The 14,637-nt window shown below is 69.6% G+C and carries 10 protein-coding genes; 3 read left to right on the top strand and 7 right to left on the bottom strand.

Features of this window, described 5'->3' with window-relative positions; genetic code table 11:
- Window positions 1-137: 137 nt before the first annotated feature.
- Window positions 138-1,592, bottom strand: coding sequence for a YncE family protein (locus Pla163_RS05230; protein ID WP_145184638.1), 1,455 nt, complete (start codon window positions 1,590-1,592; stop codon window positions 138-140).
- A gap of 351 nt (window positions 1,593-1,943) precedes the next feature.
- On the opposite strand from Pla163_RS05230, the gene Pla163_RS05225 reads away from it, so the two are divergent.
- A complete protein-coding gene (locus tag Pla163_RS05225) occupies window positions 1,944-2,810 on the top strand; it encodes a hypothetical protein (RefSeq protein ID WP_145184635.1) in 867 nt (288 codons plus the stop codon).
- 289 nt (window positions 2,811-3,099) lie between these two features.
- Window positions 3,100-3,225, top strand: coding sequence for a hypothetical protein (locus tag Pla163_RS18760; protein WP_419186341.1), 126 nt, complete (start codon window positions 3,100-3,102; stop codon window positions 3,223-3,225).
- Window positions 3,226-3,235: 10 nt separating this feature from the next.
- Here Pla163_RS18760 and Pla163_RS05220 read toward each other — a convergent pair whose 3' ends face one another.
- From Pla163_RS05220 to Pla163_RS05200, 5 genes are all read right to left on the bottom strand, one after another.
- Window positions 3,236-4,294 carry an NHL repeat-containing protein gene (locus Pla163_RS05220; RefSeq protein ID WP_145184632.1) on the bottom strand — a complete coding sequence of 353 codons (1,059 nt, stop codon included), beginning with the start codon at window positions 4,292-4,294 and terminating at the stop codon, window positions 3,236-3,238.
- 119 nt (window positions 4,295-4,413) lie between these two features.
- Window positions 4,414-5,334 carry a hypothetical protein gene (locus tag Pla163_RS05215; protein WP_145184629.1) on the bottom strand — a complete coding sequence of 307 codons (921 nt, stop codon included), beginning with the start codon at window positions 5,332-5,334 and terminating at the stop codon, window positions 4,414-4,416.
- A 361-nt stretch (window positions 5,335-5,695) separates the two neighbouring features.
- Window positions 5,696-5,947: a chaperone modulator CbpM gene (locus Pla163_RS05210; RefSeq protein ID WP_145184626.1), complete on the bottom strand. Its 252-nt coding sequence runs from the start codon at window positions 5,945-5,947 to the stop codon at window positions 5,696-5,698.
- Window positions 5,940-7,001, bottom strand: coding sequence for a DnaJ C-terminal domain-containing protein (locus tag Pla163_RS05205; protein ID WP_145184623.1), 1,062 nt, complete (start codon window positions 6,999-7,001; stop codon window positions 5,940-5,942). Before Pla163_RS05205 ends, Pla163_RS05210 begins: the two co-directional genes overlap by 8 nt.
- Window positions 7,002-7,199: 198 nt before the next feature.
- Window positions 7,200-8,366, bottom strand: a complete 1,167-nt coding sequence (locus Pla163_RS05200) for a DUF4886 domain-containing protein (RefSeq protein ID WP_145184620.1) — start codon at window positions 8,364-8,366, stop codon at window positions 7,200-7,202.
- A gap of 642 nt (window positions 8,367-9,008) precedes the next feature.
- Here Pla163_RS05200 and katG point away from each other — a divergent pair.
- Window positions 9,009-11,396: a catalase/peroxidase HPI gene (gene katG / locus Pla163_RS05195; protein WP_145184617.1), complete on the top strand. Its 2,388-nt coding sequence runs from the start codon at window positions 9,009-9,011 to the stop codon at window positions 11,394-11,396.
- A 133-nt stretch (window positions 11,397-11,529) separates the two neighbouring features.
- Here the strand turns inward: katG and Pla163_RS05190 are convergent, their stop codons facing one another.
- Window positions 11,530-14,529, bottom strand: coding sequence for a protein kinase domain-containing protein (locus tag Pla163_RS05190; protein ID WP_145184614.1), 3,000 nt, complete (start codon window positions 14,527-14,529; stop codon window positions 11,530-11,532).
- Window positions 14,530-14,637: the final 108 nt, after the last annotated feature.

Below are 14,637 nucleotides of genomic sequence, written 5' to 3'. Positions count from 1 at the left end.
TCGCGTCGCAGCCACGCGCGCTCACGAGGCCGCCGCATCGCGACATCGGGCACCGATCCCCAGAACGACCAGCCGTTCGTGCCGCACACGAGCCGTCGGTCGATCAGCGGGTCGGTGCCCGACTTCACATCTTCGACTCAGGGCACCAGCTCGACCGGCACCGCGTTGCTGGTGAAGACGGGCCCGTACGACGGGTCGATGGTGAAGTACGCGTGGTGCGCCCTCCACCCGGCGAGGCTCGGGTTGGACGCAGGCTCGATGTTGAACGAGGCTGTGGCTCGGCCTTCGGCGTCCAAGAGGCCGAGCGAATTGCTCAGGAGCGGACTGTTCGGGCTCTGGATGGTGAGGAGGAAGTACCCGAGCTCGTAGTTGAGCGGGAGCACGACCGGGCCGATGGGGATGCCCGGGATCGTCCCGTTCGTGCTGCCCAGAAGGAGGTAGCCCTCGCCGCCGTGTTCGGGCCCGGCGTCCAGCGTGAAGGTCTGCGATCCGCCCGCCGAGAGAGAGATTTTCTCGGTGTCCACCGACAGAGGCGGGATCTGGATGTCCAACCGGTAGGTCGCGACACCGTGATCGAAGAGCAGCCCCGACCCGATCTCGGCCGCGACGACGACGTAGGCCGTCGTGCCGCTCCCGTCCACGAAGACGAAGAGTCCGTCGCTGTCGAAGTTGTTCGGGCCCGCCTGGATCTGGGGGAGATCGACGGCCCCTTCGAAACCGAGGAACTCGTAGTTGTACAGGTGCAGCTCGCTGGACATGGCCGAGCTGCTCGGCAGCGCGAGGATCTGACCCCCGACTCTGGAGTGCGCGACGAACCGCACACCACCGGTCGATACGAGGCTCCCGTTGAACGTCATGTCGTCGCTCTGGTTGGACGACGAGCGGAAGACGTTGCCGGAGCGTGCGAAGAGCCGCAGGCCGTCCGTGCTGATCCAGATGTCACCGGAGAACCCGAAGTCGCCGTGGTACGGCGAGTCGTAGAGGTACTGCGCCGTCCCGTTCGAGATGTCGTACTTCTCGAAGTCCGACGGCGACAGACCGTTGTCGGCACCGTAGATGGTCGTCCCGTTGGGGTGGAGACGCGCTCGGGTTCCGTGCCGCACGGACCCCCCCAGGTGCAGGGTCTCGTCGCCGGTCGCGAGGTCCAGGCAGTGGATTCGGACCCACTGGCCGGTGCTGGGGAATCCGTAGGCGAATCCGTTGCCACCCAGGACGACGTCACCGACGTTCGCACCGACCGGGAACGTGTCCAGCAGGCTGCCGGTGGCGAGGTCCACGTGGGTGATCCAGCCGTTGTGACCGACGACGGCGGTGAGACCGTCGGGTGCGACGGACACGCAGTTCGGCGCGACGGGAAGATCGATTGCGATGCCGAACTCGGCTTCCGGGTCGTAGATGTGGATCTGGTCGGAAGGCGTCGTCGCCACGGCCACGATCGCGTCGAGCGAGGTGCTGTACTCGGCGTCGAGAACGCGAAAACGCAGGAGGTCGACGTCGGGCTGCATCCCGGCGGGGTCGCCGGCGACGGCGGGCGAAGCGAGCGTCGCGGCGAGCACGATGCCGGGAACGAGGCGGTCGAGGATTCGATTCATGGGTACGGTGGAAAGTTCCGATTCAAGAAGGACCGACGAGTGAGCGTGGCGTGCGCGAGGACGTCCGAAGACTTCGAACGTCCGCGAATCGCGAGGAGCCCAATGGGCGGCCGGGATCCTAGGAATTCCGTACCCGCCCTGTGGAGGCCGGTCGAGGAAATCCAGGGCCGGAGCCGCCACGACGGCGGTGCGACGGCCACTCGGCGGCATCCACACGCTGCCCTCCGTACCCAGCGCCTCCTCCTGGCATAGTGCTCGTCGGGCCTTCACGGGCCCTGCTCGACCCGCTCCCGGTTCCGCGGCTCGCGGTCCGCTGGACACCGCCGCGATGGACCCCACACCGCGAGATCCATGACCACAGAAGTCGTACCCGGAGGATTCGCCACGCGCCCCTCCCAGGTCCCGAACACGGCGGCCTCCAGCAGCATCGAGCCGTGCGGACGCGGCCTCGGCGCTGCGCTCGGATGGGCCACCGCCTGCACCATCGTGCTGGCCCTCGCCGCAACGAGCTCGTGTTCCACGCCGGACCGGGCGGCCGCGACTCTGCGGACCGAGGACACGGCCGCGTCCGCGACGTTCGGCGGCTCGATGGTCACCATTACCGAGGACGTGGACGCCGACACGCTCGTGGTCGACGCCGGCCAGACGCTCGTCGTCGCACACGGCGTCGTCCTGCGAGCCACCGAACGCATGGACGTCCGAGGCTCGATCGTGGCGGCGCCGCGTTCGGACGCGCGCGACGGCGGCTCGTTCTCACTGGTCTGCGACGGACCGATCCACGTGGACGTCGGTGGACTCGTCGCTTCCGGTGACGGGACTTCGGGCGACCTCGCGCGCGATGGAGGGACCGACGGCGGCCGCGGAGGCGTCGTCGCGATCGAGTGTCCCGTGCTCGTCGTCGACGGCGAGGTGCGCGGCGGTCGCGGCGGCGATGGCGGAGACGGCGGCAGCGGCGGAACGGGCGGCAATGTTCACCTCACGACGATCGATGTGTGGTGCACGATCCCCAGCGCCGAGCGCTCGGGTGTGCAGATCGCCGCGGGAGCTGGTGGAGACGGCGGAACCGCGGTGCGTGGGCTGCCCTCGCCCTCCGGCGGGCGCGGCGGATCGAACAGTCGTGCGGAGCCGAGTTCGAGCCAACTGGCGGCCTGGGGCCTGCCGGGTGACGATCCCGAAGCGGTGACCCACTACCTGCTCGAAGCCGGCTTCACCTGGTAGACGTCGCGGGGCGGGCCGCCCCATCCTCTGCGCGAGACTGCCTCGAGTCGGTGCTGTCGCGATCCGAGGCTCCATGGGGGCGAGTTCCAAGGGTCCGAGTGATGCCGGCTCGCGCCGATGGCGTGTCGCACCGCCCGGCGGCTCGCCCGACCCGAACTTCATCCAGCGGCCTTTCCGACTACGGCGCATGGGTTTGGATCGACGCGCCACGAACGTCGCGAGCGACCGAGCGGTGAAGCCACGACCGGGAGCGAAACAAGGGCGCGCCGCCTGTGTAGAGACGGGTCCGATGAGTTGCGGACCGAGACCTCAGGCCTACCCGTTCGACGATCTTCCCCACACGCCGATTCCGCGTGGACGGGTCGTGATCGCGGTCGTGCCGGTCGTGCTGCTGGTGCTCATCGCCTGGCTCTGAGCGACGCGCTTCACCGCATGCGTCGCAGCTTCGTCACCCGGCCCGCCGACACCCAGTCGAGCACGTAGATGTTTCCGTCCTCGTCGAACGTGGCGAAGTGCGGCGCCACGAACTCGCCGTCGATCCATTCCTCGGGCGGGACGCCGTTGTTCGCGCGCTTCGCCTCGTCGGGCTGATCGCCCAGGTGCCCGATCAGCGAGCCGTTCTCGTGCAGGAGCGTGACGCGCCCGGCGAGATCGGCGACGACGCGCTGTCCATCGGGACCGCGCACGACCGAACAGGGCCGACGGAAGTGGTCGCGCACGGTACGTAGGTGCTGTCCACCGAGGCCGAAGACCTGCAGCCGCCCGTTCTCGCGATCGGCCACCCAGAGTTCGGGTTCCTCGCCGCTCGCGTCGATGGCGAGACCGTGGCACGTCCGGAACTGGCCGTCGTCCGTGCCCGGACCACCGAACGACTCGAGGTAGCGACCGTCCGGAGCGAAGAGGTGCACCCACTGGAAGCCGTAGCCGTCGGCCACGTAGATCGTGCCGTCGGGCGCCACGTCGATCGCGGTCGGGTTGAACTGGTTCGCGTTCTCGTAGAGCCCCGACTCCTCCGGCCAGCCGCGGCGCCACAGGATCTCACCGTCGAGCGTGGCCTTGATCAGCTCGCTGCGCCCGGTGTGCACCAGGTACAGGACTTCGCGCCACGCGCCGGCGTCGTCGGGCTCGGACGCGAGCACCATCCCGTGCAGCCCGCCGGCGAGTTCGCTCCCCCACTCGTCGACCACGTCGCCGTTCGGTCCGACGACCACCACCGCGTGCTCGCGATCGGTGTTGAAGAGGATGCGCCCGTCACTGGCGACGACGATCCCGCCGTGGGTGTTGCCGAGCTCGAAGCCGTCGGGATAGACCGGCCAGTCCTCGATCCACTCGTAGCGCGCATCCCCGACCTCGAGGACCGGGCCGGTGACCGCAGGCGCGGGAACGGTGGCCCGGCATCCTGCGACGAGCACCGCGAAGCTCGCGACGGTGAACGTGGCGAAGGTCGAGGCGCGGAGAGGGAACGAGGCGGCGGGCGCTGTCATGCGGGCACATTAACGGACCTGCCTAGGGGGAGCACACGGACATGCTGCGCCGCGCACGAGTAGGGTCGCCGCTGGACAGAAGGTGCCCGGCGCCATCGGTCCCGCCTCGATTCACCCGGTCATGGCGCGATCGCACGCGTCAACGCCTCGGTCATCGGGTCCCGACCTGTCAGGAAGGTCTCGACGAACTGGACCCGATACCCCTTCAACCTCATGGCCACGTCCTGGAGCGCTGGAGCGGTCGAAGGGTGGATGTCCTCCGGAAGCCGGAGCGACCCCCACGGGAGCGGAACGCCGAGATCCATCAACGTCGGCACGGGGAACTCCAGCGCCTTCGAACTTCCGATCAGGAAGAACTCGGTCTGGTTGCCAAGGTTTCGAACCAGGAACGGCCAGGCCGCCGAACTGCTCAAGCTCAGCATGAGTGGATCGATCGCTCCCACGACGATGGAGCCGAAGTGCAGGAAGACCGGGTTCGACTCGAACCGATCGTAGAGCGTCCACATCGGCGCCGGCAGCTGGAGAGTCACCACGCGATCTGCGCGACGGAGCGGATCCGACTCGACGATGCCGTTGAACAGCGCCATGTATGCGCCGGCTGAGCGCCCGACCAGGATCACCTCCTTCTTGCCCAGACCGATGCCGTCCGCCTGTCCGTCACCGTCCGCGTCTGAGTTCGGGTCGCGCCTCGAGAAGGCGACGAGATCGCCGATGCTGAACTCGGGAAGAGGGAATGCGGACGTGCGGTAACTGATCGTTCCGACGGTCGTCCCCGAAGCGAGGATGTCGGCGAGGAACGGCGTCGGGGTGTCGGACGAGAGCCCGAAGTCCTGGGGCCCGGACTGCTGCCAGCCGCCGCCCGGCAAGAACCAGACGATCCGGTCCGAACTCGGCGCTTCCCAGAGAGCGAAGAGCTCGGCGACGCTCTGCCCCCACTGCCCCCGGACCGGCGCCGGAGGTCCTTGAGCGAACGACGGCGTCGCGCACATGGACGTCGCGGCGAGTACGAGAGCACACAGTCGAAGAACGGATCGGTACATGGCGGTCGTTGCGTCCACACCAGCGTCGGAGCGGCGTGCACCGACGAAGGCACGGCTCGAACTCCTCGGACCTGGTGCGAGTGGAACGCGGTCCTCGGGATCAGGTACCGACGCGCGCTGCTCCGGGTTACCGATGTGCTTCCGTCGGGGCGCAACGCTTCGCTCCCGCCACGCTCTCGCCGAACATCAGCAGAACGAACCGGCCTCTGAGCCACTTCCAGCCACAGAGCGCATGGTCCCCAGGCACGTCACCGCGTGTGGTTCCTGCGTCGAACGAAGAAGCGCGATCGACGGAACACAGGTCCGAGAGCGCACGTCGGCGCGTGGCACCGCAACGACGTGAGACGCCCTGTAGCGCGGCTCAGTCTTCGTCGAGCGCGAGGACGATCGCGGCGAGTTCGAGCCCGAGCGCGTGGTGCAGTCGCACGATCGTCGCCACTCGATCGAGCTGCACGGCGGCGACGCAGATCGACGCGCCCTCGTGCTCGACGTCGCCCAACAGGCCGTGGTCGCAGACCTCGTGCAACCAGGCGACGCGCACCCGGTAGATCTCGGCGACGGTCTCGAGCCGCAGGTACAGCTCGCCGTCGATTCGCAGGGGCGCGTCACGCACGAGGAGCCTCCTGCGCGTCGGCGGAGTCGGTCGAACCGGCGGCGTCGGTGTGAGCCTCCGCGGCGAGTTCGAGCAGGAGCGCTCGCTGGCGAGCACTGAGCGTCCGAGGCAGGTCCAGCTCGATGCGCACGATGCAGTCGCCGTGACCACTCTTGCGGTCCGCGAAGCCCTGGTGGCGCAGCCGCAGTCGCGCACCGGAGCGCGAACCCGACGGCACCGTGACCGTCGCCGTCCCACGCGCCGTGCGGACGTCGACCTTCGCGCCCGCTTCCGCGTCCCAGGGCGGCAACGTCACGCGCGCTTCCAGGTCGCTCCCGACCAGGCGGTACGTGTCGTCGTCGGTGAGCCGCAGGACGAGGTGCAGGTCGCCGTTCTCGCCGCCACCCTCGCCCGGCTCGCCGAGTCCGCGCAGGCGCAGCTTCAAGCCGTCGCGAACCGCGGCGGGGATCGTGAGGTTCACCTTCTTGATCGTGCGCACCTGACCGACGCCGGCACAGGTTGGGCAGACGTGCTGGCCCATCGAGCCCGTTCCGCCGCAGCTCGGACAGCTGACGCGCGCGGGAATCTCGAAGCCGCGCTTCCCGCCCGCGAGCGCCTCCGAGATCGAGAGGCGCAGCTCGGCGCGCACGTCCGGTCCGCGGTACTGGTAGCGCGCGTGTCGCTGGGACTCGCTGCGCCCCTCTGCGCGGAACTGGTCGCGGAACTGGCCGCCGAACATCTCCTGGAAGAAGTCCGAGAAGCCGCCCGATCCGCCGAACGCCGCCTCGAACTCCTCGGGCGTCATCGTGCGTTGACCGGGACCCGGGTCGAACTCCTGACCCTGTTCCCACTGCTCGCCGAAGCGGTCGTACTTGGCGCGCTTGGTCGGGTCGGAGAGGACCTCGTAGGCCTCGCTGACCTGTTTGAACTTCGCCTCGGCCGCGTCCTTCCCGTCACCCTGGTGGCGGTCGGGGTGCCACTTCAGCGCGAGCTTGCGGTAGGCCTTCTTGACGGCCTCGGCGTCCGCATCGCGCGCGACGCCGAGCACGTCGTAGTAGTCCTGGAACTGCACCATGGGGAGGCGAGCGACTCTACGCCGGACGGGCGCGCGGCGCACGAGCGGGTTCGGCGGCCGGTGCGTCGGCCGGCTCCTGGTTCAGCCCGACGGCCGGAGCGCGCGCCGGACGCTGGCGACGTCGGTCGGTCAGGCGCTGCGTGAGTGACGAGGGCGCGCGCTCGACCGCGCGCGACGCCGCAGCAGCCCGCTCTTTCCTCAAGGACACGGGCGCCATTCGAGCGCGTCGCCGAGCACGAAGCCACCCGCTTCGAACGCGGCGCCCTGGACGTAGAGCTCGAGTCCGACGAGCGCCGGATCGGCCGGGACGGCGACGCCGAACGCGGCCGCCGCGGCGGGAGCCTGTGGGGTGACGACGACGGGCCCGACGAGCAGGGCGCCCAGATCGATCCCGACCTGTCCGCCCGGCGTCTGGATCGCGGCTGGCAGCGCGGAGATCGCGAAGACCGCCACCGGCACCGGGCCGAACGGACCGCTGAGGCGGAAGCGCGCCAGCGCACCGATGCTGCCTCCGCCGACGAGCTCGAGATCGAACAGGCCGTCGACGATCCGGCGCGTGCCGCAGTCGTACTGCTGCACCGCCTCCCAGGCGTCGATCTGAAGGGCGAGCGCGTCCGCCGGCGCGAGACCGGCGGTGAACGGCGCCCCCACCGGCGAGGCGTCGAACAGCCGCGCGTAGAAGACGCAGGCGGCGAGGTAGCTGCCGGCGAGGCTCGGGTGGCTGCCGTCGGCTGCGAACAGATCGGCGGGCTGGGCGCCGCCCAGGTGCCGCTGCCACGCGAGTCCGACCGGCGCGACCTCGGCATCGACGGCGGTCTCCGCCAGGCTCGCGTAGGCCGCGGCGAGGCTCGACTGCATGGCGTCGAAGTCCCCGAACGCCGGACTGCACGCGCTCCCCACGCAGAACGGCCCGCCTCCGTTCTCGCGGCCCCACGTCATGTACAGCACGACGCGCGCCGCGGGACTCGCCGCGCGCACGTCCGACTCGAGCGACTGAACGGCCGGTCGCGTGTACGTGTCGAGCATGGCCTGGATCGTCGGCATCGTGCTCTGGTCCTGCAGCACGACGGCGTCCCAGTTGCCGCTCGCGATCTTCTGCAGACTGACCGGGTTCGACACGTGCTGACCGCCGTTGCCCTGGGGCACGCCGAGCGTGTTGCCACCGGGCGTGTTGCGATCGGTTTCGAGCGTGCGTCCGAGCGACGCGGCCAGCTGTTCGAGCAGCCCCGGCAGGTCGTTCACCTGCGTGTAGCTGTTGCCGAGGAACAGGACGCGGAGCGGCTCGTCGGCCTGCGCCGGTTGCGCCAGGGCGATCGGGGCCAGAGCGACGAGAGAGAGGAGGGGCGTGCGGCCGAGGTTCCACATGTGGATCAGCATAGGGCTGCTGGGCCGTGCGGCGTCGACCGTGTGGGGTCGGACTCCGCTCGTCGATCGACCGAGGATTCGGGCCGCACACGATTCGTCGGTGGATCGACGGTGTGGGGTCGGACTCCGTACCGCGAGACTCCGTACCGAGAGGTAACAAGCCGTTCAGTTGTTGCCCTCTTGGCCCGAAGGACGCGGGCGGCGCGCGTTTCGTCATCGACTCCGTGCACGACGGGTCGAACGGGCGCGCCAATGAGAGCGAGGCTCGAACGCCGTGATAGGCGATTCCGATTGGAGCTGGAGTGACTCTTCAACCAAGATCATCACCCAGGCGCAAGGTGCGGCTGCAGCTCCGCTCGAACGGGCGACGACCTCCGACGACTCGAGCCTCGTCGCGCGCGCGGGCTGCGAACCGGATCCCCGCTCGTGGCCGACCCCCGGCACGTCGCATCTGCGCGCCGTTCGCACCCGAAGCCTCGGGCGCGGACGCAGGCGCGACGCCGCACTGCTCGACGCCCCCCACGACTTCGACGCCCCCGCAACGACCACGTGGACCTCGCGGTCCGCGACCCCTCCACGCTCGACGACCCGCACTCCCTGGAGCGCGAGCGACGACGTGACCAACCGACCCCAGGAACCACGATGAACTCCGCCACGCACCTCGCCCGCTTGTCGGGCCTCGCGCTGATGTGCGCCGCCGCCAGCAGCTGCGCCAACCCCTCCGCCCCCGCGGGAACGCAGACGTCCGCGCAGGCCCCGGCGAACGCCCACGCGCCGCACGCGACCACGACTCTCTCGGAGTCGACCGGCACCTGCCCGATCACGGGGATGCAGCTCACCAGCTCGACCCGTCCGGCATCCGCTCCCGTCGAGGCCCAGACTCCGATGAAGGACGACGCCTACTCGAACGACGACTGGTGGCCGAACCGCCTCGACCTGTCGATCCTGCACCAGAACTCGCCCGCCGCCGATCCCCTCGGCGCCGACTTCGACTACGCCACCGCGTTCAACAGCCTCGACCTGGCCGAGGTGAAGGCGGAGATCGAGAAGGTCATGACGACCTCGCAGGACTGGTGGCCGGCCGACTGGGGCAACTACGGCCCGCTCTTCATCCGCATGGCCTGGCACAGCGCCGGCACCTACCGCGTGACCGACGGCCGCGGCGGTTCGGCCGACGGCACCCAGCGCTTCGCTCCGCTGAACAGCTGGCCGGACAACGCGAACCTCGACAAGGCGCGTCGCCTCCTGTGGCCGGTCAAGCAGAAGTACGGACAGAGCATCTCCTGGGCGGACCTCATGGTCCTCGCGGGCAACGTGGCGTTCGAGAACGCGGGCCTTCCGATGTTCGGCTTCGCCGGCGGTCGCGAGGACGTGTGGGAGCCGCAGAACGACATCTACTGGGGCGCCGAGGGCGAGTGGCTCGCCGACAACGAGCGCTACTCCGGCGACCGCGAGCTCGAGGACCCGCTCGCTGCGGTCCAGATGGGTCTGATCTACGTCAACCCCGAAGGCCCGGGCGGCAATCCCGACCCGCTCGCCGCCGCCAAGGACATCCGCGTGACGTTCGCGCGCATGGCGATGAACGACGAGGAGACCGTGGCGCTGATCGCCGGCGGTCACACGCTCGGCAAGGTGCACGGTGCGGCTCCCGCCAGCAACGTCGGTCCCGAGCCGGAGGCCGCCAGCCTCGAGGAACAGGGCCTCGGTTGGAGCAACTCGTACGGCTCGGGCAAGGGCGCCGACACCATCACGAGCGGTCTCGAAGGCGCGTGGACGTCGACTCCGATCACGTGGTCGAACGGCTACCTCGAGAACCTTTACAAGTACGACTGGGAGCTGACGAAGAGCCCGGCCGGCGCGCACCAGTGGACGCCGACGGACGGAACGGCGAACGTCCCCGACGCGCACATCGAGGGCAAGATGAACAAGCCCATCATGCTCACGACGGACCTCGCGCTGCGCATGGATCCGATCTACGGTCCGATCTCGAAGCGCTTCCGCGACAACCCCGAGGAGTTCAACAGGGCCTTCGCGCGTGCTTGGTACAAGCTGACGCACCGCGACATGGGTCCGGTCGCCCGTCTGCTCGGCCCGGAGGTCGCCCCCGCCCAACTGTGGCAGGATCCGATCCCGGACGCCGACTACGCGCAGATCGACGCGCGCGACGTGGCCGCGCTGAAGAACGCGATCGCGAAGTCGGACCTGACGGTTTCCCAGCTGGTCTCGACCGCCTGGGCCGCCGCCGCGTCCTACCGCGACAGCGACAAGCGCGGAGGTCCCAACGGCGGACGCCTGCGCCTCGCGCCGCAGAAGGACTGGGCGGTGAACGATCCGGCGCAGCTGGCGAAGGTGCTCGGCACGCTGGAGCGCATCAAGAAGGACTTCGACGAGTCCCAGGCCGGTGACAAGCGCGTGTCGCTCGCGGATCTGATCGTGCTGGGCGGCAACGTCGGCGTCGAGATGGCCGCGAAGAACGGCGGTCACGACATCGAGGTGCCCTTCACCCCGGGCCGCACCGACGCCACCCAGGAGATGACCGACGTCGAGTCGTTCGACGCGCTCGAGCCGCGCACCGACGGCTTCCGCAACTACGTCGGCGCCCGCAACGTCCGCCGTCCCGAGGTCGAACTGGTCGACCGCGCCAACCAACTGACGCTGAGCGCGCCGCAGATGACCGCTCTCGTCGGTGGCCTGCGCGTGCTGGGTGCCAACCAGGGTGGTTCGAAGCACGGCGTGCTGACCGACCGTCCGGGAACGCTGTCGAACGACTTCTTCCGCAACCTGCTCTCCATGGACACGGTCTGGAAGAAGTCCGACGCGGGCGCCTTCATGTACGAGGGCACGAGCCGCGAGTCCGGCGAGACCGAGTGGACCGCCACCGCGGTCGACCTGGTGTTCGGCTCGAACTCGCAGCTGCGCGCCATCTGCGAGGTCTACGCCACGGACGACGCCGAGCCCCGCTTCGTCGAGGACTTCGTCGCCGCCTGGACCAAGGTCATGAACCTGGACCGCTTCGACATCGCGCGCTGAACCGCGCTGGATGAACGGCACGCGCCGTTCACCGACGAGGGGAGCGAGGCTCTCGGTCCATTCGGGACCGGGCCTCGCTCCCCTCGCGCGTTCACCGCGACGGCCACGCGCGCAGGCGCCCGCGTTCCCGTTCCTACTCGAGTCCCAACCGGCGCGCCGCCTCGCCGCGCAGCCACGTGCGCCGATCGTCCGGATCGGGACGCTCGGTCGCCATCGTCGCGACACCCCGTAGGTACCAGTCGCGTGCGAGGTCGTCCTCGCCACGCAGTCCACTTGCGATCGACAGCCCGAACCAGACCTCCGGCTCGTCCTCGTCGTCGAGGGCGTCGGCGAGCTCCAAGGTCTCGAACGCGCCGTCGCCGTCCCCCGCCAGCACCAGGGCTATTCCCGTCGCCACCAACAGAGCCGGGTCGTCGGGATCGAGCTCCAGACCCTCTGCTCCGACCAGCGCCGCATGTTCGAAGAGGTCCGCCGCGACCTCGGGCGCGACCGGGTCGCGGATCGTCGACTCGCCGAAGTTCGCGGCCACCGTCATCAGCACACCTACGTAGTGGGCGTAACCCGGCGCGAAACCCGTGAACTCGCTGCGCAGGAACTCGTGCGCTTCCTCGAGGTGTACCAGGTCCGTGGTGCGCGAGGCTGCCAACACGAACGGCCAGACGAGGGCGACCCGGACCGTCTGTCCGGCGCTGACGCGCGACTCGATCGCCGCCCGCGCCAGGGCGACGCCGCCAGCGATGTTCCCGTCGTCCACGTCCAGGACCGCGAGCCAGAAGTACGACCAGCCCGGCTCCCAACTCGCGTCGAGAGCCGCCTCGTCCACGATGGACTGGAACAGCACGCGCGCTTCGTCCCGACGGCCCAGTCGCGCCAAGTCCTCCGCCATGCGGTAGGTGCACGCTGTGAAGCTCGGATCGAGTTCGAGCGCCATCTCGAACTGGCGGATCGCCTCTTCGCGGCGCCCCGTCTCGCGCAGCACCAATCCGAGCCCGTAGCGCGCCATGCTGCTCCTCGGGTCGATGGCCAAGGCCGCACCCCACAATCGCTCGGCCTCGTAGCGGTCACCGTCGTTCTGGGGCTCGCCGATGGTCGGGCTCATGTTGGCGGCGAGCATGTAGTTGAGCCGCAGATCGTTCGGGTGCCGCTCGACGCCCTGGCGGTAGACCGAGCGCGAAAGCTCGCGTTCGCCGAGGCGCAGGAAACAGCGTGCGAGCAACGCGAAGGTGCTCGCGGGCTGGTCCGCGAAGTCGAGGCTCGCCAGGTAGCGCAGCTCGTCCAGATCGCGCGCCGCCATGGCTTCGCGCAGGTGGGCCCGGTCCGGATCGGGATCGAGCAGGTGGGCGATGTCGAGCAGGCGCAGCGCACCGTCCTTGTCGAACCTCAGACGCCGCACCTCGCGCCAGGTGTCGAGTTCGAGTGCGACCTCGGCTCCCATTCCACGGCGCGACAGCAGCTCGGCCGCCTCTTCGATCGAACCTGCGTCCAGATCGATGCCGTGGGAGCGGAACGCCTCGGCGAAGAGGCGATCCTGGTCGTCGTTCGACGTCTGCAGGTCGGGCAGAGCGGCCTGTCGCAACTCCTCCACCAGACGCGCCGTGTCGAGGGCCAGCTCTTCGCGCGCGCGCGACTCTGCCAGCGCCGCGTTCAACTCGTCCAACGTGGCGCCGACGCTGGCGAGCAGTTCGGCGCTCGCGCCACCACCTTCCGCCAGGGCGCGAGCGCGTTCGGCCGCGACGACGGCAGCGTCGAATCGCCCTCCGCCCTCGAGCAAGGCCGCTTCGTTCAGCGCCGCGTTGATGTCCGTGCTCAGTTCCTGGTCGCGCTGAGCCTCCGCGCGCAGGCGCTCGGTCTCGATGCGGTCTTGTTCCGAACGCTCGTTCTGCACCCACAGCCAGCCCCCACTCGCCACCAGCACGATCGCCACGACGGCCGCGCCGAGCGCCGCCGTGAGCCGTCGCGCCTTGCGCTCCTCCTGGGCCTTCGCCTGTGCTGCGGCCGCCTCGACCTCGGCGCGGTGCGCGCGCTCCTCCTTCGAGATGACGTAGGCGTGCACCCGTTCGGCCAGCACCCCCGCGTCGGCGGGACGCGCGGCGGGAGCGGCCATCAGGCACTGCTTCGCGAGCTTGACCAGGATCTCGTCGGCGCCACAGGCGTCGAGACGTCCGAACGCGTCGTCCACTTCCGCCTGCGATGCGGCCTGGATCACTTCACTCGTGTTGCCGACGTAGGGCGGCAGTCCGGTCAGGATCTCGCACAGGATCGCGCCGAGGGCGAACACGTCGGCGCGCTCGTCGAGGCGATTCACCTGGCCGCTCGCCTGCTCCGGTGGCATGTAGGCGGGCGTGCCCAGCACGGACCCCACGAGCGACTGCGTCCCACTGCCCGAGCCTTCGCTGCGCACCGTCTCGAGGATCGTGAGGTGGCTGTGCGCCTCGCGCGCGCGCCGCTCGTCGGCCGTGCCACCGCGCACCAAGACCTTTGCGAGCCCCCAGTCGACGACCTGCACCTCGCCGAAGGCGCCGACCATGATGTTGGCCGGCTTGAGGTCGCGGTGGATCACGCCGCGCGAGTGCGCGTAGGCCAGCGTCTGGCAGACGGACTCGAAGATGTCGAGCAGGCGGCCGCGATCGGCGTCGGGCGTCTCGCGCTGGGCGAGGAGCGCGGCGAGCGTGCGCCCCTTCACGAGCTTCATCGTGAAGTAGGGCCGCTCGTCCTCCATCAGGCCGAGCTCGTAGACCGGCACGATGCCCGGGTGCTGGAGCTGTCCGCCGATCTGCGCCTCTTCGACGAAGCGCTGCAGCACGTCGGCTCGCTCGCACAGGCGCTTGTCGAGCACCTTGACGGCGATGTCGCGACCGAGATCGGTGTCGTGCCCTTTGAGGACCACACCCATTCCGCCGCGCGCGATCTCCCCCATCAGCTGGTAGTTGCCGCGCCCCTTGGGGACGGAGAGCTTCTCGCGCGAACTGGGATCGATGACCGGAGCGGCGATGCTGGCCGAGTCCTCGTCGCGGAGGTTGACGCGTGGGGTCTCACCGGTGCGTTCGCCGAGGATCTGCAGCACGGACCGCCCCGGATCCTGGGGCATGTCGGCGGCGTCGTTCTTCTCTTCGTCCTCGGCTTCTTCGCTCATGTCCTCTCGTGGCTCCGTTCCGCCGTCACGCCGTCCCACGCAAGCTACCTACGGAACGGCCACCAGGACAGCCGGAGCGGATCTCCGTCGCCCGTGCGATCCGCGCGC

Origin of the sequence: Rohdeia mirabilis (assembly GCA_007750655.1) — a bacterium.
Classification (GTDB): Bacteria; Planctomycetota; UBA1135; order UBA1135.
The sequence above is the reverse complement of the archived record's forward strand: the minus strand, read 5'-3'. Positions and strand labels throughout refer to the sequence as shown.

Bases quoted from the DNA above. Each gene is read 5' to 3' on its own strand.
- Pla163_RS05230 (WP_145184638.1), bottom strand. From the start codon at position 1,592: ATGAATCGAATCCTCGACCGCCTCGTTCCCGGCATCGTGCTCGCCGCG.
- Pla163_RS05225 (WP_145184635.1), top strand. From the start codon at position 1,944: ATGACCACAGAAGTCGTACCCGGAGGATTCGCCACGCGCCCCTCCCAG.
- Pla163_RS18760 (WP_419186341.1), top strand. From the start codon at position 3,100: ATGAGTTGCGGACCGAGACCTCAGGCCTACCCGTTCGACGATCTTCCC.
- Pla163_RS05220 (WP_145184632.1), bottom strand. From the start codon at position 4,294: ATGACAGCGCCCGCCGCCTCGTTCCCTCTCCGCGCCTCGACCTTCGCC.
- Pla163_RS05215 (WP_145184629.1), bottom strand. From the start codon at position 5,334: ATGTACCGATCCGTTCTTCGACTGTGTGCTCTCGTACTCGCCGCGACG.
- Pla163_RS05205 (WP_145184623.1), bottom strand. From the start codon at position 7,001: ATGGTGCAGTTCCAGGACTACTACGACGTGCTCGGCGTCGCGCGCGAT.
- Pla163_RS05200 (WP_145184620.1), bottom strand. From the start codon at position 8,366: ATGTGGAACCTCGGCCGCACGCCCCTCCTCTCTCTCGTCGCTCTGGCC.
- katG (WP_145184617.1), top strand. From the start codon at position 9,009: ATGAACTCCGCCACGCACCTCGCCCGCTTGTCGGGCCTCGCGCTGATG.
- Pla163_RS05190 (WP_145184614.1), bottom strand. From the start codon at position 14,529: ATGAGCGAAGAAGCCGAGGACGAAGAGAAGAACGACGCCGCCGACATG.